This window comes from Flavobacterium sp. HJJ (genome assembly GCF_015351475.1).
Lineage (GTDB): Bacteria > Bacteroidota > Bacteroidia > Flavobacteriales > Flavobacteriaceae > Flavobacterium > Flavobacterium marginilacus.
This window is the reverse complement of the sequence record NZ_JADKPR010000003.1, coordinates 134,253-156,635: the sequence shown is the minus strand read 5'-3', so window position 1 is coordinate 156,635 and position 22,383 is coordinate 134,253. Positions and strand designations below refer to the sequence as shown.

Here is a 22,383-nt window from a genome sequence, read left to right as displayed (position 1 = left end):
AAGAAATTGTCTAACCTCTGATTTTAAATTCAAAACAGATAAAATTTCTTTCGCTTTTATTAACAGGTAAAATTGTATTGAAATTATTGTCATTATTTATATTGCTGAATCCGTAATTATTCTTTTGAATCTTACGGTCACAATATTTATTCATGCAGATTATATAATGACTGCCAGCATTATCCCTTACTTCCGGGAATAATGCTTTAACAGTCAATATTTAAAAATAAGTAGTAGAAAAGCTGGATATTTTAAATCCATAAAGATGTATCATCATCCGCAGTAAAAGAAAACAATTCAAATTACTGCAGATGACGATACTTTATTAAATTAAAGCTGCGATTCATTTGCAACAGCATCCTGCCATTTGTCCCAAACCTTAACGTTAGCATCGTAACCGTCATAACCGAAGTTCTGACTTAGTTTACCTTTAATATTAGCCGTTATAGCGCTGTTAGGAATAGGCCAGTAGTTATTGCGTTTGTCCATGGTATAAAATTTAGTACCATTTGGAACCACAATACCAGCTGGATATTTGTTATAAAGAGTATAATGTACAATACGCTGATACCAATAACTTCCTCCTGCTGCATCTACTCCAGACTGCTTATCCCAATTGGTTTTACTGTAAGTCTGGCCCCATTCATCTGGTTTTCCGCTGAGTGCAAGACAGTGCGAGATACGTTTTAACTCGACATTTCTCCATTCTTCAAGATAAAGTTCCCTTCCTCTTTCTGCACAAATATCTCCAATAGTTACATTAGTATACATTTGAGAAGCTCCTGCTCTCGCTCTGATAACATTTACATCCTGAGCTGCTCCAGCAGTATTACCCTGATAGAAACGTGCTTCGGCTCTTAACAGATAAGTTTCGGCTAAACGGTACAGATACCAATGTGCTTTACTTCCGGTACTGGCACCTTGAAAATCAGTCGCATTTGGATTAGTTTCATTTACAACATCATGCAGATAAATTTTATACAAAGGAAAATCAAACCATTCACGCAAAGTGTCCTTCGATAACAGAACGTTATTAAATTTCATTCTAAAATTCTGCTGATAGTAAGCAGAAGTTTTATCACTATATTTAAGATCAGTCATATTTACCCAGTTACCAACAGTGCTGTTGTGTCTAAGATCCTGCTTATCCTCTACACCATTTACAACCCACATAGGATGCTGTGAATAATAAGACGCACTAATAGTAGCGATACCGCGTCCCAATGCTCTTGCATAATCATATTTAGCCTGATAATTTGCATTGTTAGAGGCAAAACGGCCTGCAGCCTGCTTACCATCAGGTGTGGTAAGTGTACCGGAATTCCAGTTAGGTCCAAAAATTCTCATCGAAGCAAATCCTAAAAATGACTGTACTCCGCCATTTGGCATTACCAATATTGCTTCTTTATTACCACCAATAATCTTGTTTTCAGGTCGGTGCAAATCCCAGATTACATTTCTGTTAATTGTCCATGTAGTTGGATTTCCTCCTGGATCAAAAGTTCCAAAAGTACTCTGCATCAAAGAATAACCTGATTGGTTGATAAGAATATTAGCCTGTGCTTCAGCTTCTGCAAATCTGCCTGATGCTAAATAACACTTAATCAATAACTGACGGCATGCACCTTTGTTTACTAAACCTAGATAAGGTAATTTTGACTGATCCGGTACCCATTCTACAGCTTTTTCCATATCTGCTGTAATCATTTCAATAATAGCTTCCTTTTTAGTAGAATAGTAACTCTGTTTTGGAACTTCCAGAATTTTTGTAATCAACGGAATATCTCCAAATTGATACACTAAATTAAGATAGCGGTATGCTCTGTGAAAATAAGCCTGACCAATATATTTATTTTTATCTTCTTGTGATAAATTTGGTACATAATCAATGTATCGCAATATAGTATTAGCATGTTTAATGCCGGTATAACCTTCATCCCAGTAAAACCCAAAATAAAAATCATCATTGGTATCCCTTTTAAAACTCATGGTGGGCACCATGGTATTGGCAAAATCAGAAATAGTACTGGTATTATCCGTTTTTCCATATTTTGCCATATCAGAGAAAACATATTCTGTACCAATAGGCACACTATTACCGGCACTGTTAAAATGGATGTAATTATTACGCAGCCCTTTATCAGCATTTGCTAAAACTGCTTTTAACCCAGCTTCTGTAGTGAATGTAGTTTCCGGTTCGTAAAGCGAAAGTGGATCCGGCTCCAGAAAATCCTTAGAACAAGAAACCAAAAGAGCAGTTGCTGCTACTAAAGGCACAAGTGTTGAGATTTTATTTTTTATATATCTTTTCATCGTTGTAATTATTAAAGTGAAACGTTAAAACCTAAATTAAACATTCGTGTTGCCAATCCTCCTGTTTCCGGGTCTCCATAGTATTTCCATTCGCTGAAAGCTGACCATGTTGCTGCATTCTGAACCGAAGCAAAAATTTTGAAGTTTCGAACATGCAGACGGTCTAAAAGATCTTTAGGAATCGAATAAGCCAGCGAAATATTGTCTAAACGAATAAAACTGCGGTCATATAATTTTTGCGTTCCTGCTCCTGCAGGTCCTCTGGCGTCAAGGCGTGCCCAGTCATTTGTTGGATTATCAATTGTCCAATATGGATTTACAAACGGGTTATAGTTGTTTGTATACAAACTGCCATCGTTGTAAGTATTCATATAACGGCCGTCAAGTGACTTGTGCCCCATGTAGGAATACATATTAATTGCCAAGTCCCAATTTTTATAAATCTTAAATTCATTACGAAGCGACCAGTTGATTGGTGGTGCTGTTTCACCTAAAAACTGTTTGTCTTTTTCGTTATAAACTGGTTTCCCATTCACATCATCGGCAGTGTAACTGTTTTCAACTTTTGGATCACCAGGACGCTGACTATATTTAGCAGCTTCTGCAGCTTCGTCTTTTTGCCAGATTCCAATCACTTTATAATCCCAGATTTGAGAGATTGGTCTGCCAATAAACCATCCGTTAGTTTTATCATCTAACTCTTTTTTTCCAATAACATTACCATTGGCATCCTTAATATCTTCCATATTACCGTAAAGTGCATTTATGGTATTTTTATTATATGAAAATGCAGCGGTAGTAGTCCATTCAAAGTTTGGCTTTTTCATATTCAAAGTAGTAAGGCTTATTTCAATCCCTCTGTTTTCAACCTCTCCAAGATTGGTTGCAATTGATGAAAAACCAGTAAACCCAGGTAAACGCTGACTCATAATCATATCATTGGTAATCATTCGGTAAACATCTATTGTACTCGTGATTCGGTCATTTAAGAATCCAAGGTCAAGACCAATATTTGTTGCTGTTGTTTTTTCCCATTGAAGATTTGGGTTTTTCATTCTGTCAAGTCCTAAATATTTCATGTCAACAATATTTCCTGAACCATCTATGTATCCCATTGTTGCTCCACTACCTGAATTTAAGTTTGCTAAAGCTAAATAAGGATCTGCCAATGATCGGTTTCCGTTTTTCCCCCATGACAAGCGCAATTTACCTGTACTCATAGGTTCCCATTTAAACCAGTTTTCTTTATTGAAGTTCCATCCTAATGCTACAGAAGGAAAAGTTGCATAAGGATAAGATGCTCCAAATGCGGAATATCCATCACGACGTATTGTCCCTGTCAGCATATAACGATTGTCATACGAATAGAAAAGTCTTCCCATTAAAGCATCGGCTGTCTGATGTATGTCAGTGGTAGAAAATGAACTGCTTATCATTGTTGCATTTTGAGTATTGTGAAATCCCAGCGCATCTGAAGGCTGAATATTACGGGCATAAGTAATATCTGACCAAGATTTAAGATCTTCAGCTTCCTGCACAAACGTTGCTATGATATGGTGTTTCTCAGCAAATGTATGATCCCACGCTAATGTATTATTCAGGTTCCAAGTAAACTTTTTACCATTACCTCTATCCACTCCTATATTTGCAGCGCTCCAGCCTTTGTGTCCTGATGATTGAAAATAACGATTATAAAAGAATTCATAGCGTGGCGCAACATTAAATGAATAAGTGATACCTGCAGGCAGAGTTACCTTTGTATTGAAAATGGTATTTAGAATAGTATACCCTTTTTCAAGCTCCATAAATTGTCGGTCATAGTAATAATTATACCCTCCGATAGCTGTTCCCATTGGCTGTCTGGCATAAGAACCGTCTGCCTCTGTAAAGTTAGAGAATGGACTGTTTCTTAACATATTGGCATCCCAGTAATTAGTACCTGTACCCACAGCTATATCTCCGTCTGTACGGTCTTGAAAATTAACATTTGCCCCAAATTCAAGCCAGTCAGTAATTTTAGCATCCACTTTCATATTTGAACGAACTGCTGCATAATCATTACCCTGAATAGCACCCTCAGCTGTTAGATATCCCAAAGACATATAATAATTTACTTTATCACCAGCTCCGGAAACACTTAAATTATTGTCATGATTTATTCCTGTTCTAAAAGTACTGTCATACCAGTCGTGTGTTTTTCCTGCTACAAAATTCTTTAAAAGTGTATCAGGAGCACCAGCAACATCAACAATACCCAAACGGAGTCCCCAAACTTCATTAAGACTCTTTCCTTGTGTCTGCCCAACCGGCTGATAAGCTAACCATTGCGCTTGAGTCAATCCATACTGATCTAGTTCGTTAGGATTTGTATAGTACCCCGGTTTACCCGCAGCCGTACCTCCTATCCATGCCTCATAATTTCCAGTAGCTGTATTTGTACCATAGGTCTTAGCGGTCTCCCAATCTTGACGATATTTTATATACCCCTCTGGAGAATACACATCACGATAAGCACTTTTGTTAACAATCGTAGTGTTTGTAGTAACATTAATGACAGGCTTACCATTCTTACCTTTTTTTGTTGAAATAACAATAACACCCGCCGCAGCTTTAGACCCGTATACAGCTGTTGCCGATGCGTCTTTTAAAATATCTACCTGGCCAATATCATCAGGATTGATTTCTGAAAGCTCACCATAAAACTGCATCCCGTCTAAAATAATAAGCGGTGAATTATGATTCGAACCATTTTCATTGTAAACAGAAGTCTGCCCGCGGATCTGCAAAGAGCCTCCTCCTTTTGCATCGGCAGAATAACCAACTTTCAATCCCGGAACACCTCTTAATATATCCTGAACCGTCTGTGGATTTTGGCTTGCCAGAGCTTCTGCTTTAACCTGAACAATTGAACCTGTTAAATCCTTTTTCTTCATTTTACCATAACCAACCACCACAACTTCATTTAATGAAGCTATTTCACTTAATAATCTCACTGTAATTGTAGTGCTGCCTCTTAATGCTACCTCCTTAGTTGTAAAACCCGTAAAGGAAACTATTAACACAGAATTCTCATCTGCTTTTAAAGTGAATTTTCCGTCAAAATCTGTTGTTGTAGCGACTTTAGTTCCTTTTACCTTAACAGTCGCTCCAGCTAACGGAATTCCTTTTTCATCATTAACCTGCCCATTTATACTTTTTTCCTGCTGTATACTTTGCAGCCCTTTTACACTCGTGTTACTAATAGCGTAGGCGTGAACTTGAGACAAAGAAACTAATGCACAAAACATGATAAGTTTCTTTTTTAAATTAAATCCAGATACGCAATCAGGACCTTTTTTAATCCTAATAAAATTTGTCATTTTTGGTTTCCATTTTTTGGTTAATTAATAATTTGTTAGTTTGCAGATTATAGCTTCATCAGATATAATTAAGTTATCTTAAAGGAATTTTAAGTCGTCTTTAAGATTAACACACCTAATATTAACATATAATTTACATTTACAAATGTACCGTATACACTTAATTTTAAGGGGGGTAATTTCAAGATTAAAAAAGGGGTAAATCAGTATTATTCTACACAAAAGAATATATTTTTATACCAATGATAAAAAAACAACAATAAAAATACACAATGCTTAAAAATTACGACCTAAAAACAAAATACCTATGACTGAGATATTGTCTTTTTTTGCAATAAAAAAATGGCTGTGCCTTAATAAATGCCCAGCCACTTTTAAAAATTATAAGTATAATCATAACATTTTATTAAAACTCATTTTCTGATACTAGAAATAAAATGTTTGCAATAAATTTAATTGTCGTTATTTTTTTGCAGATTTAATCAATTCAATCCCTTTAATCATATATTGATCCTGATTAAAATTCGATGTGTTTTCTTTAACCAAGTAATCTATTTTAAGACCTTTTCTTTGAGCACCGGTTCCGTCTGGATAAAATGCTCCAACACTAGTAAAATTGGTTTCTGTCCCGTCAGGCATTTTGAAAACAGCAACATTCATAACAGCACCCGAAGTGTTTTCGCCTGCAGTTATACAATTAGGAGAAGCCTGAATAGCCATCCCCATAAACTCCATCCAGCTTTGAGTGAAACCATTTACCAATAAAATGATTTTTTTATTATAATATTTTGAGTTTTTTCTGCCGCTTTTAAAAGGGTCAATAACAGAACTGATCAATGGCTCATCAAAGTTTGCCAGCGAAGGCCTGTTCACCATTGGAAAAAGAACTTTGATAAATTTTTTCCTGTCAGGATAAATGTACTTAGTGATATCATTTTCAGAAATGTTTTTAGGAATATTTCTTAAATCAATTATAATTCCATCAGTATTGGTAAACTCTTCGAAAGCAGCTTTTATTTCTTCTTTAGAAATAGTTTTTAAATTGATATAGCCTACATTATCGTCTATAAGCTGCCATTTTTTTTCTATACGAAAAAATGGAAGCGAAGAATTATCCTTAATATCAAAAGTCTTATAAAGATGGATATACTTACTTATAATAGAATCTTTTCTTCTTACTTTAACTTTAATACTGTCTTCTTTATTACAGACTATCCATGATGCAAATCTTTTCAGGAAAGAATCATTTGAGAAAGACAATATTGGAGCAATCTCTTCCTTTAGTATCGATTTAATTTTTTTATCCCTAACTTCAAAAATCAGGTCTCCTAATTTTAAATCATCTTTCTCTCCTAATTTTTTATTATAAATTTTACTAATAACTAAAGTATCATTAACGAGCACTACATTAAATGGAGGCATGCGTTTACATATGGAATCATTTATAAGGCGAGATTTAAATTCAGCATGTGAATCATTCAGGTGAGCAATTAATTTAGTTTTTGCCAGTTCATACTCAAGCTGGGTGCGGGTATTTGAGAAATTTTCAACAAAAGAATCTAACTGGCTAAACCAGTTTTTATCCATCAGATATTTATTTACATAATGATATTGGACAGCATTCCAAAAGCTGAACAGCTCTAACAGCCTGTGGCTTTTTATTTTATAATCAAATGATTTAAATCCTTTCTCATTTTCGAATGTGGGAATTCTGGAAAGTGAATTATTAGAAACATAGTAATCACTAATAACGATATTATCTTTTAATTGCTTTAAATAAGTATATAATTTATCGTTACCCGAATACTTTTCTATCCATTCATAATCCTGATTTTTTTTGAATACATCATCGGTATCATTAGCGTTTTTTATTTTACCGGCTTTAATTGACGAAATAAAATCCTGTAAAAACATATCAAGATTTTTTTGAGTGTCAACGCTGTTAAGTTTTTCAACATTTTCAACAAATACTTCGTCCCAATTGAATTTTCCTTTACTTATTTCAGAATGATGGTATTTCATTAATCCCCATACCAAACCAAATTGCTTGTACTTTTCAGTATCTGTAACCGTTTGTTTTTCCTGAGAAAAAATCTGGCTGCTAAAACAAAGGCAGATAGTAATTACAACAATAAATTTTATCTTCACTTTTTTCAACTATTTAATTATTAATAATTTTCTGACAATAAATTTTAAACCTAAAAAAACCACAAAGTTTTGTATCCTTTGCGGTTTTAAAGATTCACTGTAAGTATTTTTATATAAGTCTAAATACTCTTATTTCACCACGGCATTCGCATTTAAAAAAAGATAAACACGAATTTCACCAATTAACTCTAATTCTTATCAAAATTGAAATCAAATTTTACAACTTTTTACAGTTTCGAATATTTTGTGTAATTAAACAGCAATCTTAATTCGTGCAGATTAGTGTAATTCGTGTCAGAAACTTTTATAAGCGAATGCCGTGAAAGTATTGCTTTTTTTGCCATACTTTAAAAAAAAAGATCCTAAAAAAAGCAGTACAGCAACTGGGTCATTGTACTGCATTACTTTTACTGTTTAACAAGTTTAAAATAATTTATTTTTAAATGCCTGCCTGTAGATGATGTCATTGCAGAAGAACTGCTAACAACTCCCACTGAAACCTGGGTATCTGCCGCTAATGTAAAACTTAACGTTCTTATAAGCGGCGTTACGTTTTTGACTCTTTCCCACTTCAAAGTATTTGCAGATGCTTCAACAGCAGTAACATCAGGCAGCGTATTTCCTTTAGCTATTAAAAAATAGCCCTGATCATTTGCATCAGCGGCATAGCTTGTAGCATTAATACTTATACTGTAAATATAAGTTCCTGCGGGCAGCGTCATTGTTTGATAAACCTTACCGTTAGTAATTGCAGGCTGTCCCCAGCCACTCTCTAAACTAAAATACAATGCATCCAATCCTCCATATGTTACACCTGATACGGTATGGCTTTTTGCAGAGGCACTAACCACCCATTCAGCAGGCACTCCCCATCTTGCATTATCGTAAGCCAGTCTTGTAAATGGATAATAATTATTATTCAAATACTGGATCTCATTTCCTGTAACAGTTGTAGTAACCGATTCAAAAGTATCTATACTGGCAGCATTTGGCCTGAACAATGTTTTATATGTAAATGACGATCCCATTTTAAAGTCATTTATATTTAAACTTGACTGTGCTATAGGAAGCTGTACTTTAGTAGCTGCATCACTAGTATTTGTATAAGTTAGTTCAACTGCATAGGCACCTGAAGACAAATCCATTGAAGCAAAATTTATCGTAGTTAATTTTGGAGAAAAATACTTACTTGCTATAGGCCTGTTATACAAAGACGTTATATAGCGATCTCCATAAACCGTTCCTATCTTATAAACTGGAATTGATGTATTTCCTAATTTATCAAAAGTACGCACTTCAAAGTTATGCACATTTTCTACTAAACCATTAATAATGACATCCAGCACATCAATTCCTTGTGTTCTGGTAACTGGAACCACAACAGAATCTTTTCTATTATCCCAGTATATTCTGCATTCGGTTATTTTTGGGTCTGAAATAAAAAGTCCTTTAACCTGAACTCTGTTTTTTCCTGAGTACACATGCAGAGAATCTATTTTTCCAGTATATGATATTTCACCATCCTTAATGAAATCTTTATAACCATCGTCCATGGAAGTACAAGAGCTGATTGTTACCGCCGCAAGCAGAAAAGCAAATGCATGTACAAAATATTTTTTTATTGTATTCATATGTTGCTATTTATTGTTTTTATCGGTCATATGTAATTCGCATATCATCATTGGTGCTGCGACCAATTTGCATTCATGCTCATTTCATAATACTTTTTTATATTGTTAGACATTACTAATTAGGATTACCATACACCTGGATTTCTGCAATTGCCATAGTTCCAATTCCTGCCCAATTTTTAAGTGATTTAATTCTCAAATAACGAACCTTTGGAGCTGCCACATCAAAGTCCCAGCTGAAACCTGCAAACGCTGTTTGATAATCTTCATCAGATTGCTGACCGTAAGGAAGACCTGAAGGTTTAGTTGCATTATAAGTTCCCAATTTAACCCAGCTCGCATCTAGGCTTCCGTCAGGATTAGGACTTGCGGAACCATAGATTTCAAACTCTTTTAGATTTCCTATGTAATAGTAAGATCTTCCCAAATAATATTCTGGATAATCCCAAATAACTATTCGGCTCATTTTGGCCAAAACACCTGTATCAATTGTTACAATATGCTGCCCCACCACAGAACCGTCTGTCAAGAAAACCTTTGGCCAGTTTAGTAATTCTCCATCCCACATTCCCGCAGGAACTGCTGTAGCATGTGTTTTAGTATCACCCGTCAGCGGAAAATGCTTGTATCCAGATTTTGGAATAACCAGCTCCAAAAGCGGTGTGATAGTCGTGAATAAAGTATCAGTAGTATTCTGCCATCTGTCTCTTACAGTAATTGCATAATTATGTTCAGCTACAGTAAATCCTCTAATTGTTCTAGAAACTAAATCAGTAGAGGTGTAAATACTCTTTGGATTAACAACCCAATCTCCAAGATTGTTTTTTTCCATAACTAAAATAGAGATATCCTGACGATCCAAATTAGATGCATTCACACGAATGCCTCCAAAGGCAGGCTTAACATCAAGACTTTTAAAAACATCCCAAATAGAGGATTTTAAAGGATGGATTTTTACAATAACCGGACTAGATACTGTTTCGCTTCTATTCACAGCATATAGTTTAATATCATATTCAGCATCATTCGCAAATCCTTCTACCTCGAGAGAATTCTTGTAATAAGATGATTTCACGACCATTTCTTTGCCATTGGCAAGAGTGTACTCTGCTTTTACATATAATAAATCCTGATCTGTAGGCAATGTATAAGTGATTTTTGACTTACCTGGTAAATTCTCTACCTTCACATTTTGAACCTGACCTGGAGGAGTTAAATTATTCTCCAGCGGATCCAGACTATTTTTATCACAACTAATAACTAACAAAGCTATCGCGATTATAAAAATACTTTTAAACATTATTTTCCATTTCATATCTAATTTTTTTAAAAAATTACCATCCTAAATTTTGAACTAAATTTGGATTTTGAATCATTGCACTCTCAGGTATTGGCCAAAAATAATCTCTAGGCGCTACAAATGTCTGCTGGTATACGGTTCTTACCTGATAGTAGGACAAAGCATCTACACCTTTAACATTCCAACCCGTAATTGGCACATTCAAATCCTCGGCTGCTTTTTTCCATCTGCGCAAATCCCAAAAACGCTGTCCTTCAAAAGCCAATTCAATTCCTCGCTCTTGGTGAATAATATCACGAAGTCCCAATTGAGTACTTGGTTTAGATGGATTTGTAGAATAATCTGCCCAAGATTGAACCACTCCTGCTAATCCTGCTCTCGTTCTAATACGATCTAAATACATGTAAACAGCCGCAGATGGTCCATTGACTTCGTTTAAGGCTTCGGCATACATTAAATACAATTCGGCCAAACGTATTTCCGGCCACGCATAGTCTTTATAGGATGAGCCGCCCGTTGTGTAAGTAACCTGATTCCAGTCAACCAATTTTTTTATAAAATATCCTGTTTCATTTGTATGATATGAATGGGTTGCACCAGCTGGATCTCCAAACTTACCTTTTAACCCCCAAACTGTTCCATCATCAGTTTTAGAAGGACTATCGTACTTGTACCAAACTCCGCCGTCAAAACATAAGTCAGCATAAAAACGAGGCTCTCTATCAAAATTGATTCTTGCCGTCTGAAACCCTTCTTTAATATTAAACCGTTCTGCATTTGTAGCAGTTCGCATTGCTTTTTCATCAGTAAAATCAAGTGTTTTATCCTCATTAATAGGCACTCCATTTTTAGAATAAAACATTTTTGCTATTTTTAGCGGTGGTGATAGAATTTTTCTAGCATCATTATGATTGTGATTCACATCTAATGGAGCCATGCACAACTGCTGCAATTCAGCGGTTTTACTGTTAGGATTGGCCCAAATAATTTCAGAATTCCATCTTTCACATACAGCCTGGCGAATACTCATCTGCGTCATCGTTCCAGCAGTAAGCACAAATGGAGATTGAGGAAAAACATATAATTTTTTTGCATTTGCTTCAGCAGACTCAATCGCTGCCAATGCTGCATCAGAAGCTAATTTCCACTTATTAGCATCATATGCAGGATTAAACAATTTTGTCCCGTCTTTGTTAACCAAACCTGCAAAATCAGAATTTCCGTTAAACAAAGGACTTGCAGCCATCAGTAAAACTTTTGCTTTTACACTTAAAGCAATAGTTTTTGTAATTCTTCCTGCTTCGGTAGTCGGAATAATTTCATTATCGTTTGGCAATTTTTCGACAGCGGTATCCAATAGGTCTACAATAAACTTTACGCAGGTATCTACGGGCTGTCTTCTTACATTTATCTCATCCTCGGGCGCATCAATAGGAATATTTTTATCAGCCAACGGAATTGGCCCGTACATTCTTAGCAGATAAAAATGAAAATAAGCCTTTAAAAACTCAACCTCGCCTATCCAGCGCTGTCTTTCGGCATTAGTAATATCAGGTACTTTCGTAAGATCCTTAAGATTTTCTAAGAAAATATTACAATGACGTATTCCTATAAATATTTTATATCGGTCGCTGGGACCGCCGCCTGTATAATTTCCATCCCATACATTTACAAATGGATTTGAAATTCGCTGATTTCCTCTTGCTATTTCAAAGGCATCACTTGTAATCGAAGTTTTATACGGAATCCATATTTCATCTCCCGCAAGAAATCCTATATTGTGATACACGCTTCCGTCTTTAGGAAGATAAGAATAACAGGTGAATAAATATTTCTCGGCTTCGTTTTTCAATTTAAACGCATTATCAATAGTAGCAACATTATCCGGAACTACATCCAGAAAATCTTTCGAGCAAGACTCCATGACCAATAACGCCATAAAGCAAGCTGTTATCGGCAAAATAGACTTTCTTAATCTGCTTGTTATTTTATTATTATATTTCATAATTATTCTTTTTTGTTAAAGCTAAATTTTACGATACTACCTTATAAATCAAGTAATATTCCAAAATTATATGTTGCCTGAATTGGATATCCTAAACCATTTCCGCCCATTTCTGGATCCCATAATTTAAATTCGCTAAACACAAAAGGATTTGTTGTGTTAGCATACAGTCTCAAACCTGCGATATGCATCTTTTTGGCATGCTTTTCAGGTAAATTATATCCCAATTCGATACTTTTAAGGCGCAAAAAAGCACCGTTTCTCATCCACCATGTTGATGATTGATTATTGTTTTCAATAAAATTATCACTTAACCTTGGCCAGAAGGCATATAAATTTCTATTGTCCTCAGACCAGTGATCTTCGGCAACAACTTTTAACAATCCGTTTTGTGCACCGCCATTGGTGACAAAAGGAGAAATATTTTTAGGATTAATGAAAATAGAAGAACGGGCAGAACCTTGGAAAAACACACTAAAATCAAAATCTCTATACCCCAGCGTACCTCCAAAACCGTAAATAATTTCAGGAGTAGTAGGGTATCCAATAGGCACTTGATCCAAAGAGGTAATTACTCCATCACCGTTTACATCTCTATATTTGATATCTCCGCCTCCATAAGTTCCAAATTGTTTTGGAGAGTTAGCCGCTTCTTGATCATCAACAAATAATCTTTCAGCTATATATCCATAATTTTGAGTAATTGAATTTCCTTTTTTATATAAATATTCCAGCTCTTCCGGATAGTAATTCTCATCATATTTCAATATTTTACTGGTTGAATATGTACAGTTTCCCCTCAAATTTGTAAACCAATAATTTCCAAATTTTTTATTGTAGGCAATAGACATATCCAGACCTTTGCTTTCTGCCTTACCAAAATTCGTTGAAGGGATTACTGAAAGTCCCAAAGTAGAACCAATATTAGAACGCGCCTGCAGAATATTGCTTCTGGTTTGCTTAAAAGCATCTACAACAATATTAACCGAATTAAACACTCTTAAATCCACACCAAAATTGATTTGCTCGGAACGTTCCCAGCTAATTTTTTCATTAGCATATCTTGAGATAGAAGCTCCGGGACGGTAGTAACCATTTAATTCCCCAAAGCTTGATCCGTAATTAACATCATTCAGATTAACATTGGATAAATAGAAAAATCGGTCTGTAGAACTTCCAATCTGGTCATTACCAACCCATCCAAAACTAGCCCTTAATTTCAAAGAATTTACCACATCGCGTAAGGGTTCAAAAAACTTTTCATTGGATATTAAATATCCCACAGCGAAAGAAGGAAAGAATCCAAACCTATTATTTTCAGCAAATCTTTCAGAACCATTATAACCAAAATTTATTTCGGTTAAATATCTATTATCGTAAGCATAGGTAAAACGGCCTGAAAGCCCCAAGTTTCTGCTTGGCAGTGAAGCCTGAAGATTTCCGGCATTACCAGACTGATTAGACTGCAGAATACCAATCAGCATTCCTGAAACATCATGTTTTTTGTCAAAAACTGCATTATAATTAATTGCTGTCTCTAAATACAGGTTCGAGTTCACTTTTTTATCACCCTCACTATAGTTTAAATATTCTGTACCCGGAATTCCAATAGAACCCTCGCCACCGCTATTCAGTAAACCCAAGCTAATTTCCTGAGTATCCGGATTAATTGTTGCGCTGTAATAAAAAGGATTATATTGTCTTGACACTCTGTAGTAAGAATAGCTTTTTACATATCCCATTGCTCTCGCTTTTAAACCAGGAATAACATCTTTAAGATCTTGTTTTAATTCCACCTGAGTCTGAACTGTCGAAGCCTTGTACTCTTCATATCCTTTGACCATCTCGGCATAAGGATTCGTTAACAGAGTAGTACTTCCATTCCCTGTTACAGCTCCTCCAAATAATGGGTGTTCAATATAAGGAAGTAATTCTCTTGGATAGGCCGCAGGAAAAGCTACCGGATTAGACCAAACTGCTTTATTAAAAATATTTCCTCCTCCAGAAACCCAATTCCCATTAGCATCATTCCCTCCTAACGGTCCGGTATAATCATCAAACTGTCCATACAATCTAACAATAGCTTCGGTTGTAGGTGTCAGCTTCATATTGACATTAGACCTAAAGGAATAATTTCTTAATTTAATATTGCTGTTAAAATTATTCAGATTGTCCACGCGCAATACTCCATTATCAATATTATAAGTACTTGCAACATAATATTGAGCTTTCTCACTGCCTCCGCTGGCACTAATATTATACCCTTGATTGAAAGTGTAATCTTTTATCAGCTGATCAATCCAATTATTATTTGGATACATATATGGATTAGAACCTGGCTGTCCCGTTCTATCAATTTTTGTCTGCGAATAAGGCAGAACACCTATTGAATTTCTTGTCAGGACAGCTTCATTAGCCAATTTCATATACGTAATATTGTCGGCAAAATTAAAATTCTGAGTATTGGTTGAGACCTTGCCCTCCATTCTGAATTTCACTTTAAGCTTTCCGTCCTTACCAGATTTTGTAGTAATCAGCACTACCCCATTAGCCCCTCGTGCACCATAAATAGAGGCTGCAGAAGCATCTTTCAAAACCGAAAAAGACTCTATATCATCCGGCTGCAAACGTGCCATATCTGTAGAACTTGATTCAATCCCATCAATTAAAATTAGAGGATTCACTTTTCCTGCTCCAAAGGAACCTAATCCACGAACAAAAAAATCAGAATTATCGGAGCCTGGCTCCCCGCTTCGCTGATACGCAATCATCCCTGATACTCTTCCCGCCATCATGGTTGTTAAATTGCTTGAAGGACCTTTAATTTCCCCCACGGGAATTGATGTAATAGCACTCACCATACTGGTTTTTTTCTGAGTTCCATAACCAACAACAACCACTTCTTTTAATCCTTCTGAAGTTGGTTTTAATTTTATTTCAAAAACTGATTTGTTTTGAATCAAGACTTCCTGGGTTTCGTACCCCATAAAAGAAATCACTAATACTTTGTCATTCTCATCGATATTCAAAGTAAATTTTCCGTCTAAATCTGTCAATACAGAATTTGTAGTTCCCTTTACCAAAACACTTGCGAGAGGAAGCGGTAATCCAGCCTCATCTATTACCTGCCCTGTAACAGTCTTTTGTTTTTGATATATTCTTTCTTTCGTTACACTCGTAACGTTCGATTCATGTGCTTGAATTTGTGACAGCGAAACCAAAATTAACATTATGGTAATTTTCATTTTTATATCAAATTCTAAAACACTATGAGTCCTTTTCTTTAATTTAATAAAGTTTTTCATGTGGTTTTTTTTGGTTAATTAATAGTTCTCATCTACTGCAATAGTATTTGTAGATGTTTTTTTGAGAGTTAGTGTTCTATTTCATATGCTCATAATTAAAATTGGAGTTAATAAAAAGTTTAGTTTGTGAAATAGACACCAAACACATTCATATTCAATGCTTTTGAAAACAACAGAAATAAGTGTTTTTAACACACTTGCAAAAAAAGACGTAGAATTTCTAACTATTTATCTCTTGCTTAATAAATCAATTTAAAAGAGACAGTATAGTTTTAAAAAAAATTCAAACGTTTTCGCTGCTTAAATATGAAGTATTAACATAAATTTCACATTACAAATCTAACGTAAGCACTATAGGTGAAAGGGGGTATTTTTAATATAAAAAGAGGGGCAAACAGCACATTATCAACCAAAAGACGCAATTATTTACATTATCAAAAAAAATAATGCCAAAAAATTACACAAACAAAAATTTTATACGCAGATAAATACTGAAAAAATAGTTAAAAAAGGAGTTAAACAGATATTAGTCTTTTAAACTTATTCGAAACATTAAATATAAGTTAATAAAAAAGCGGCTGTACTTTAACTATGGACTCACGGCATTCGCATTTAAAAAAAGATAAACACGAATTTTACCAATTAACACTAATTCTTATCAAAATTGAAATCAACTTTTACAACTTTTACAGTTTCGAATATTTTGTGTAATTAAACAGCAATCTTAATTCGTGCAGATTAGTGTAATTCGTGTCAGAAACTTTTAAAAGCGAATGCCGTGCTGTGGACTAAAAGTCCATAGATTTGGATAGGCAGACTGAAATCTGGAAGGTTGGATTTCGAAAATTGATAAAATTTTGCCACAGATTCACAGATAAAAAATGATTTTAAAATCTGAGAATCTGTGGCAAAAACTTTTTTTGAAGTTAAAGCGAGGTGCACTGAAAGTGCATAGTTTTAAACTCTATTTGAGACCAATAAAACACAGCCGCTTGAGGCCTATTATAAATTAATCACGTCATTTCACAAAACGGCTCATTTCTGATGCTGCCAATAAAAATGCACCAACACCAAAATCAGCAGTTGAGTTTTTATCAACTACCTGTCCGGGAATTGCTTTTTCTCCAATTGGCTGAATATATCCAACTGTACCATCTGCCTGAAGTGCAAAATTCGTTAAGTAATTCCATGATTTTTCTACTACCGGCAGATATGTTTTTTTATCTAATATACCATTATTGATTCCCCATAAAAAAGCATAGGTAAAAAATGCCGTTCCGCTGGTTTCCGGCCCGGGAGCATGTTCTGGATCTAAGATACTTCTAGTCCAATAACCTTCTTTTTGCTGAGCATCTGCCAATGCTTTTGCCATATCTTTGAAACGGCTGATATATTCTTGTCTGTGTTTAGCATCCTTTGGTAAATCCTGAATAATTTTAGCATAACCGGCAAAGATCCATCCGTCTCCCCTAGCCCAAAAATCTTTTTTGCCATTGGCGCTTTTGTGTTTTGGATATACGTATTTTGCATCACGAAAATATAGTTTTGCCTCATCATCGTACATAATACTATTGGCATGCGCTAAATAAACATGCAGTTTTTCTAAATACATTTCATTGCCGGTTACTTTGTACAATTTGGTCATTACCGGCATTACCATATACAAACCGTCTACCCACCACCAGTAATCATTAGCCTCAGTACCCATTTCATACTCCATAACTTCACGGGCACGGGCAATTTTTTGAGAATCATTCTTTCCTGTAAAATTGTACAAATCAATATAAGTCTGAAAACAGATCTGCCAATCGCCAAACAAGACATGCTTATCATTTTCCCCATAGTTGTGCTTCCATTCTGATTTGTTATTCGATTTGGCGCCCATCCACTGATTTTTTTCGGCCCAAGACATCGAATAATCCAGGTATTTTTTATTTTGGGTTACTTTATACGCTTCCATATTTCCAGTATGATAAGCCGCAACATTCCAGAAAGCATTTCCCTGTTCAGAATGTGTATCCTGCCAGCGGTTATTTACTTTATCAATAATAGCAATTACTTCTTTTTTTGATTGTTTTATTGCAGTTCCCTGCTTTACTGCACCGCTTTTACAGCTAATGGCTGATAAAGAAACAACAGCTATTAGTATAAAAAATGAGTTTTTAAAATTCATAATTATTTTTAGTTTGATTTTTATTTTTTTTGAGTCAAAAACTATAATTAGGTTGACTTCCAGAAACTTTCATTCAATATGTATTTATTGTCCTTTACATTCTGATATTTCTTTTTAAACTCCGAAGGATTCATATTATAGAACTGCTGAAATTGTTTTCTAAAATATTTGATATCCCCAAAACCAGCCATCGATGCTGCCTGGCTTATCTGAAAATCGGTAGTGATCAATAAAGTCGCTACTTTTCTTAACCGCACATTACGCGTAAATTCATTCACCGATTTACCCGTAATTTTTTTAATTTTTTTGTAAACCAAAGAATGACTCATTCCCAATTCACTTGCCAAATCTCTAATATTAAAATTTTCTACATCTAAATTTAAATCGATAAGCTCTACAATTTTGTCCAGCAGTTTTTTGTCTTCATCAGAGAGTTTTGGACTTGCTCCTTTTTTGGTAACTGATTTGAGCATGAAATTCTGTTCACTGTCGCGCCGTGTAAGAATTCCATTTATTCTTGCTAACAAATAGTCATTATCAAATGGTTTTGTAATATAATCGTCAGCGCCAGCTTCGGCTCCTTTAAGCTTGACCTCTTCAGAAGTTCCTCCTGTAAGCAGTATTATCGGAATATGCTTCAGCTCTTCATCTGTTTTTATATGTTTGCAAAAAGCAACACCGTTCATTTCGCCCATTACCACATCAGAAATAATTAAATCGGGCTGCACATTTCGAATTATTTCCAATGCTTTTTCTGCACTTTCGGCAACAGTAACACTATATTTAGACGCTAAGATTTTCTTTAGATAATTTCTTATCTGAGGATTATCATCTACCACTAAAATACTTTTTGCAGTTTTTATTAAATCGCTTACATTTTCCGGTTCTTCGATTGTCTGCAATACATTTTCCAGTACCATGGTATCTTCCAGAGCATCTTCCAAAAACAATGTTCTGTCACTTAAATCTTCCCTGATTTCTATATCGCCAAAATGTTCTTTTCCCAGCAGCAGTTTAACTTCAAAAACTGCTCCTCCATTTTCATTGTCACGGCACGATACTTTTCCAAAATGCTGGCTGACAAACTGTTTAACCAAATAAAGACCAATACCAAAACCTTTTCGATTGTTTTTTACATTGTTATTTGACTGATAAAACAGATTAAATATTTTGTCTTTATCAGCATCCTGTACTCCTTGTCCATTATCGATTACCTGAATAATGACTTCACCATCAGTAGAGCGCAGATTAACGGTAACCTTTCCGTTTTCCTTTTCGGTGAATTTTAAAGCATTTGAAATCAGATTAAATAAAGCAGTTTCGATCTTTTCCCTGTCTACATAAACAAGCAGCTTTTCTTCGGAAATACTGAAACTATAATCTATTTTCTTTGTTTTGGCATGAAGCACAAAACAGCTGAAAACCTCTTTACATAATTCAACAATATCGATCTGTCCTATTTTAAGTTTTCCAGTTTCGGTTTCCGTTTTTCTAAAAAGGAGCAGCTGGTCAACTAAACTCAGTAATCGTCTGGAATTGCTGTACACCATTTCGATAGCGCCAGGGTCAATCTGCTGATCGGTGCTGTAGATTATTTCCTTCAAAGGATTGATAATCATCGTTAAAGGTGATCTGAACTCATGTGAAATATTTGTAAAAAAGGTCAATTTTTTCTCATTCAGTTCCTTTTCCTGCTTTGCCAGATCCTGAGACAGCCTTACTTCATATTTGAGCTGTGACTGCTGACGCTGGTATTTATCTACTACATAAATTATAAAACCGATAAGAATAAAATATACCAAATATGCAAAACCGCTTCTGTACCAAGGCGGCAGTATTGTGATAGGCAGTGAAATTGATTTAGAATTCCATACCCCCTCAGCATTGGTAGATTTAATTTTCAGCACATAATCCCCTTCAGTCAGTCGGGAATAATTTGCATTTCGGATATTATCAACATAATGCCATTGCGAATCCCATCCTTCTAAAAAATAAGCATACGATATTTTTTCGGGCAGACTGTACTCTAATGCAGCAAATTCGATACTCAACATTGATTCATCGTAAGGCAGTTTTAATTTATCAATCCCAAATACTCCTAAACCTGCCTGATCAAAAGCCTTATTATTTACTTTTATCGAAGTTATTATCAGTTTTGGAAAACCATGAACCTGACTGTTTATTTTAGTATCAATAACATTAAAGCCTTTAATTCCTCCAAATACTATTTCTCCAGTAGAGAGTTTCAGACCGGCATTGTAATTAAACTGGTTGCTCTGCAGTCCGTCAGCATCATGATAACTGGTGATTTTACCGTTCTGTGCATTATATACAAATATTCCATTATAAGTACTGCACCAATATGTACCCGGCTTATCCTGAACAACATTTAAGATGGAATTATTCGGCAGGCCGTTTCTCTGAGTCAGGAACTTTCCTTTAAAAGTTTTAGGATCAAAAATCATCAGACCTCCACCCTCAGTACCCACAATCATTTTTCTATTGGAATACGATACAATAGAGCGCACCGGATATTTTATTTCAATCTCTTTCCGCTGCATTGTTTTAGGATTCAGCTGAAATAATTCTGAAAAGTTTCCTATCCAGAGATTACCATTCACGTCTTGTGTCATCGAAATGATTCCTCTGATTTTCGCATCTGCAAAATCGAACTGATCCGTTGATTCATTATAACGGTACAATCCTTCCTCATCTGGCGAAGCGGCCCATAAAACATTGTCTTTACTGCGAAACAGCACCCAGATATTTTTTTGAACTGCTTGTATTTTAGGATTAAAAAGCTTATATTTTTTAAAACTTCTGGTCTGAGCATTAAATAGACACACGCCTCCGCCATAAGTTCCAAACCATGTCCCTTTATTGTCTTTTACAATTGCTGTTACGAAATTATTCGTTAGCGAATTTGGATTGCCTGCATCATACGAATAATTGGTAAATGTATTATTCTTCCTGTCCCATAAACTGGCACCGGCTCCGTCTGTTCCTATCCAAAGATGACCGCTGTCCTGTTCTGATAGCGAAAGAATAAAATCACTCGGTAAGCTATTTTTAGTTTTTTCATTTTTTGAGATCGTTGTAAAAGGACTTTTCCGTTCTTCAATAATATTAACGCCTCCGCGTAAAGTTCCAATCCAAACACGATTTTCATTATCCTGGTATAAAGATGAAATAGCATTACTGTTTAGCTTTTCTTCATCCAGCCCGGCATTTAACAGAGAAAAAGAATCCGAAGCATAATTGTATTTTACTACCCCGTTACCATTTGTAGCAATCCACAGCTCTTTACGGTCCGGCTTATACATCAAGTCTGAAACAGGATACTGAATTTCCTGATTAGTATAAACGTGGTATGCTTTACTTATGGTATTGTATTTCAGCAGGCCTTCATCAATTCCGACCCAGATATTTGAAAGCTTATCATACGTAACACAGCCTGCTGTTGTAACAGCAGAAAAAACTACAGAAAGTTTTTTTGCCGATGCATCCATAATCGCCAGCCCAACTCCCGGAACAGAACACCACAACTTACCGGAAGAATCAAAATCCATTCCCTGAACATGATAATCCCACTGCAGTTTTCCGTTTAAATATAGCGGAATCTGGATTATTTTTTTATGTTTCTCTGCATAATACAATAAACCGTTACCAGCAGTTGCGATATACATTTTTGACTTATAATCCTTAATCTGATTGACAACAAAATTTATTGGTTCACTTTTAGAAGTCTTAGCATTTACATATTTTTTTGTTGTAAACTGACCGCTCAGATAATCATAAACGCTTATCCCTCCTTTTGTCCCAATCCAAATCTCGTTTTGGGTCCCGCAAATACTATTAATTCTATTGTTAATTAACGAATTAAAATCATTTGGTTCGTTTCTAAAACTCAAAAAATTATATCCGTCATATCTGCTTATCCCGTCATAAGTACCAAACCACATCAGACCCCGCTTGTCTTTATATACAGAAGTAACTGCGTTATTGGCAAGACCGTTTTTGATTCCAATATACCCAATATCATATTTTTTTTGTCCAAATTTTGCACTGGACGATCCTGCCATCTGCGGTTTAACTGCAAAATGGACAAAAAACATTAAAAATAATAGAATGCTTCTTTTCAAAATATAC

9 protein-coding genes are annotated in these 22,383 nt (G+C 35.2%); all 9 read right to left on the bottom strand.

Annotation, left to right across the window (positions count from 1 at the left end; all coding sequences use genetic code 11):
• Positions 1 to 330: 330 nt before the first annotated feature.
• Positions 331 to 2,313 (bottom strand): RagB/SusD family nutrient uptake outer membrane protein, encoded by a 1,983-nt coding sequence (locus IRZ80_RS03945; protein WP_194640260.1) that lies wholly within the window; start codon positions 2,311 to 2,313, stop codon positions 331 to 333.
• A gap of 11 nt (positions 2,314 to 2,324) precedes the next feature.
• The gene (locus IRZ80_RS03940) at positions 2,325 to 5,672 is read right to left on the bottom strand and encodes a SusC/RagA family TonB-linked outer membrane protein (RefSeq protein ID WP_194640259.1); all 3,348 of its coding nucleotides are present in this window, start codon (positions 5,670 to 5,672) and stop codon (positions 2,325 to 2,327) included.
• Positions 5,673 to 6,134: 462 nt separating this feature from the next.
• Entirely contained in the window at positions 6,135 to 7,820 is a 1,686-nt protein-coding gene (locus IRZ80_RS21195; RefSeq protein ID WP_194640258.1) for a S41 family peptidase, read from the bottom strand.
• A 407-nt stretch (positions 7,821 to 8,227) separates the two neighbouring features.
• Positions 8,228 to 9,451 carry a DUF4998 domain-containing protein gene (locus IRZ80_RS03930; RefSeq protein WP_194640257.1) on the bottom strand — a complete coding sequence of 408 codons (1,224 nt, stop codon included), beginning with the start codon at positions 9,449 to 9,451 and terminating at the stop codon, positions 8,228 to 8,230.
• 115 nt (positions 9,452 to 9,566) lie between these two features.
• Positions 9,567 to 10,766, bottom strand: coding sequence for a DUF4959 domain-containing protein (locus tag IRZ80_RS03925; protein ID WP_194640256.1), 1,200 nt, complete (start codon positions 10,764 to 10,766; stop codon positions 9,567 to 9,569).
• 19 nt (positions 10,767 to 10,785) lie between these two features.
• Positions 10,786 to 12,756, bottom strand: a complete 1,971-nt coding sequence (locus IRZ80_RS03920) for a RagB/SusD family nutrient uptake outer membrane protein (RefSeq protein WP_228520797.1) — start codon at positions 12,754 to 12,756, stop codon at positions 10,786 to 10,788.
• 41 nt (positions 12,757 to 12,797) lie between these two features.
• Positions 12,798 to 16,061, bottom strand: a complete 3,264-nt coding sequence (locus tag IRZ80_RS03915) for a SusC/RagA family TonB-linked outer membrane protein (protein WP_228520796.1) — start codon at positions 16,059 to 16,061, stop codon at positions 12,798 to 12,800.
• A gap of 1,018 nt (positions 16,062 to 17,079) precedes the next feature.
• Positions 17,080 to 18,234 (bottom strand): glycoside hydrolase family 88 protein, encoded by a 1,155-nt coding sequence (locus IRZ80_RS03910; protein WP_194640255.1) that lies wholly within the window; start codon positions 18,232 to 18,234, stop codon positions 17,080 to 17,082.
• A gap of 47 nt (positions 18,235 to 18,281) precedes the next feature.
• Positions 18,282 to 22,316 carry a two-component regulator propeller domain-containing protein gene (locus IRZ80_RS03905; RefSeq protein WP_194640254.1) on the bottom strand — a complete coding sequence of 1,345 codons (4,035 nt, stop codon included), beginning with the start codon at positions 22,314 to 22,316 and terminating at the stop codon, positions 18,282 to 18,284.
• Positions 22,317 to 22,383 lie beyond the last annotated feature (67 nt).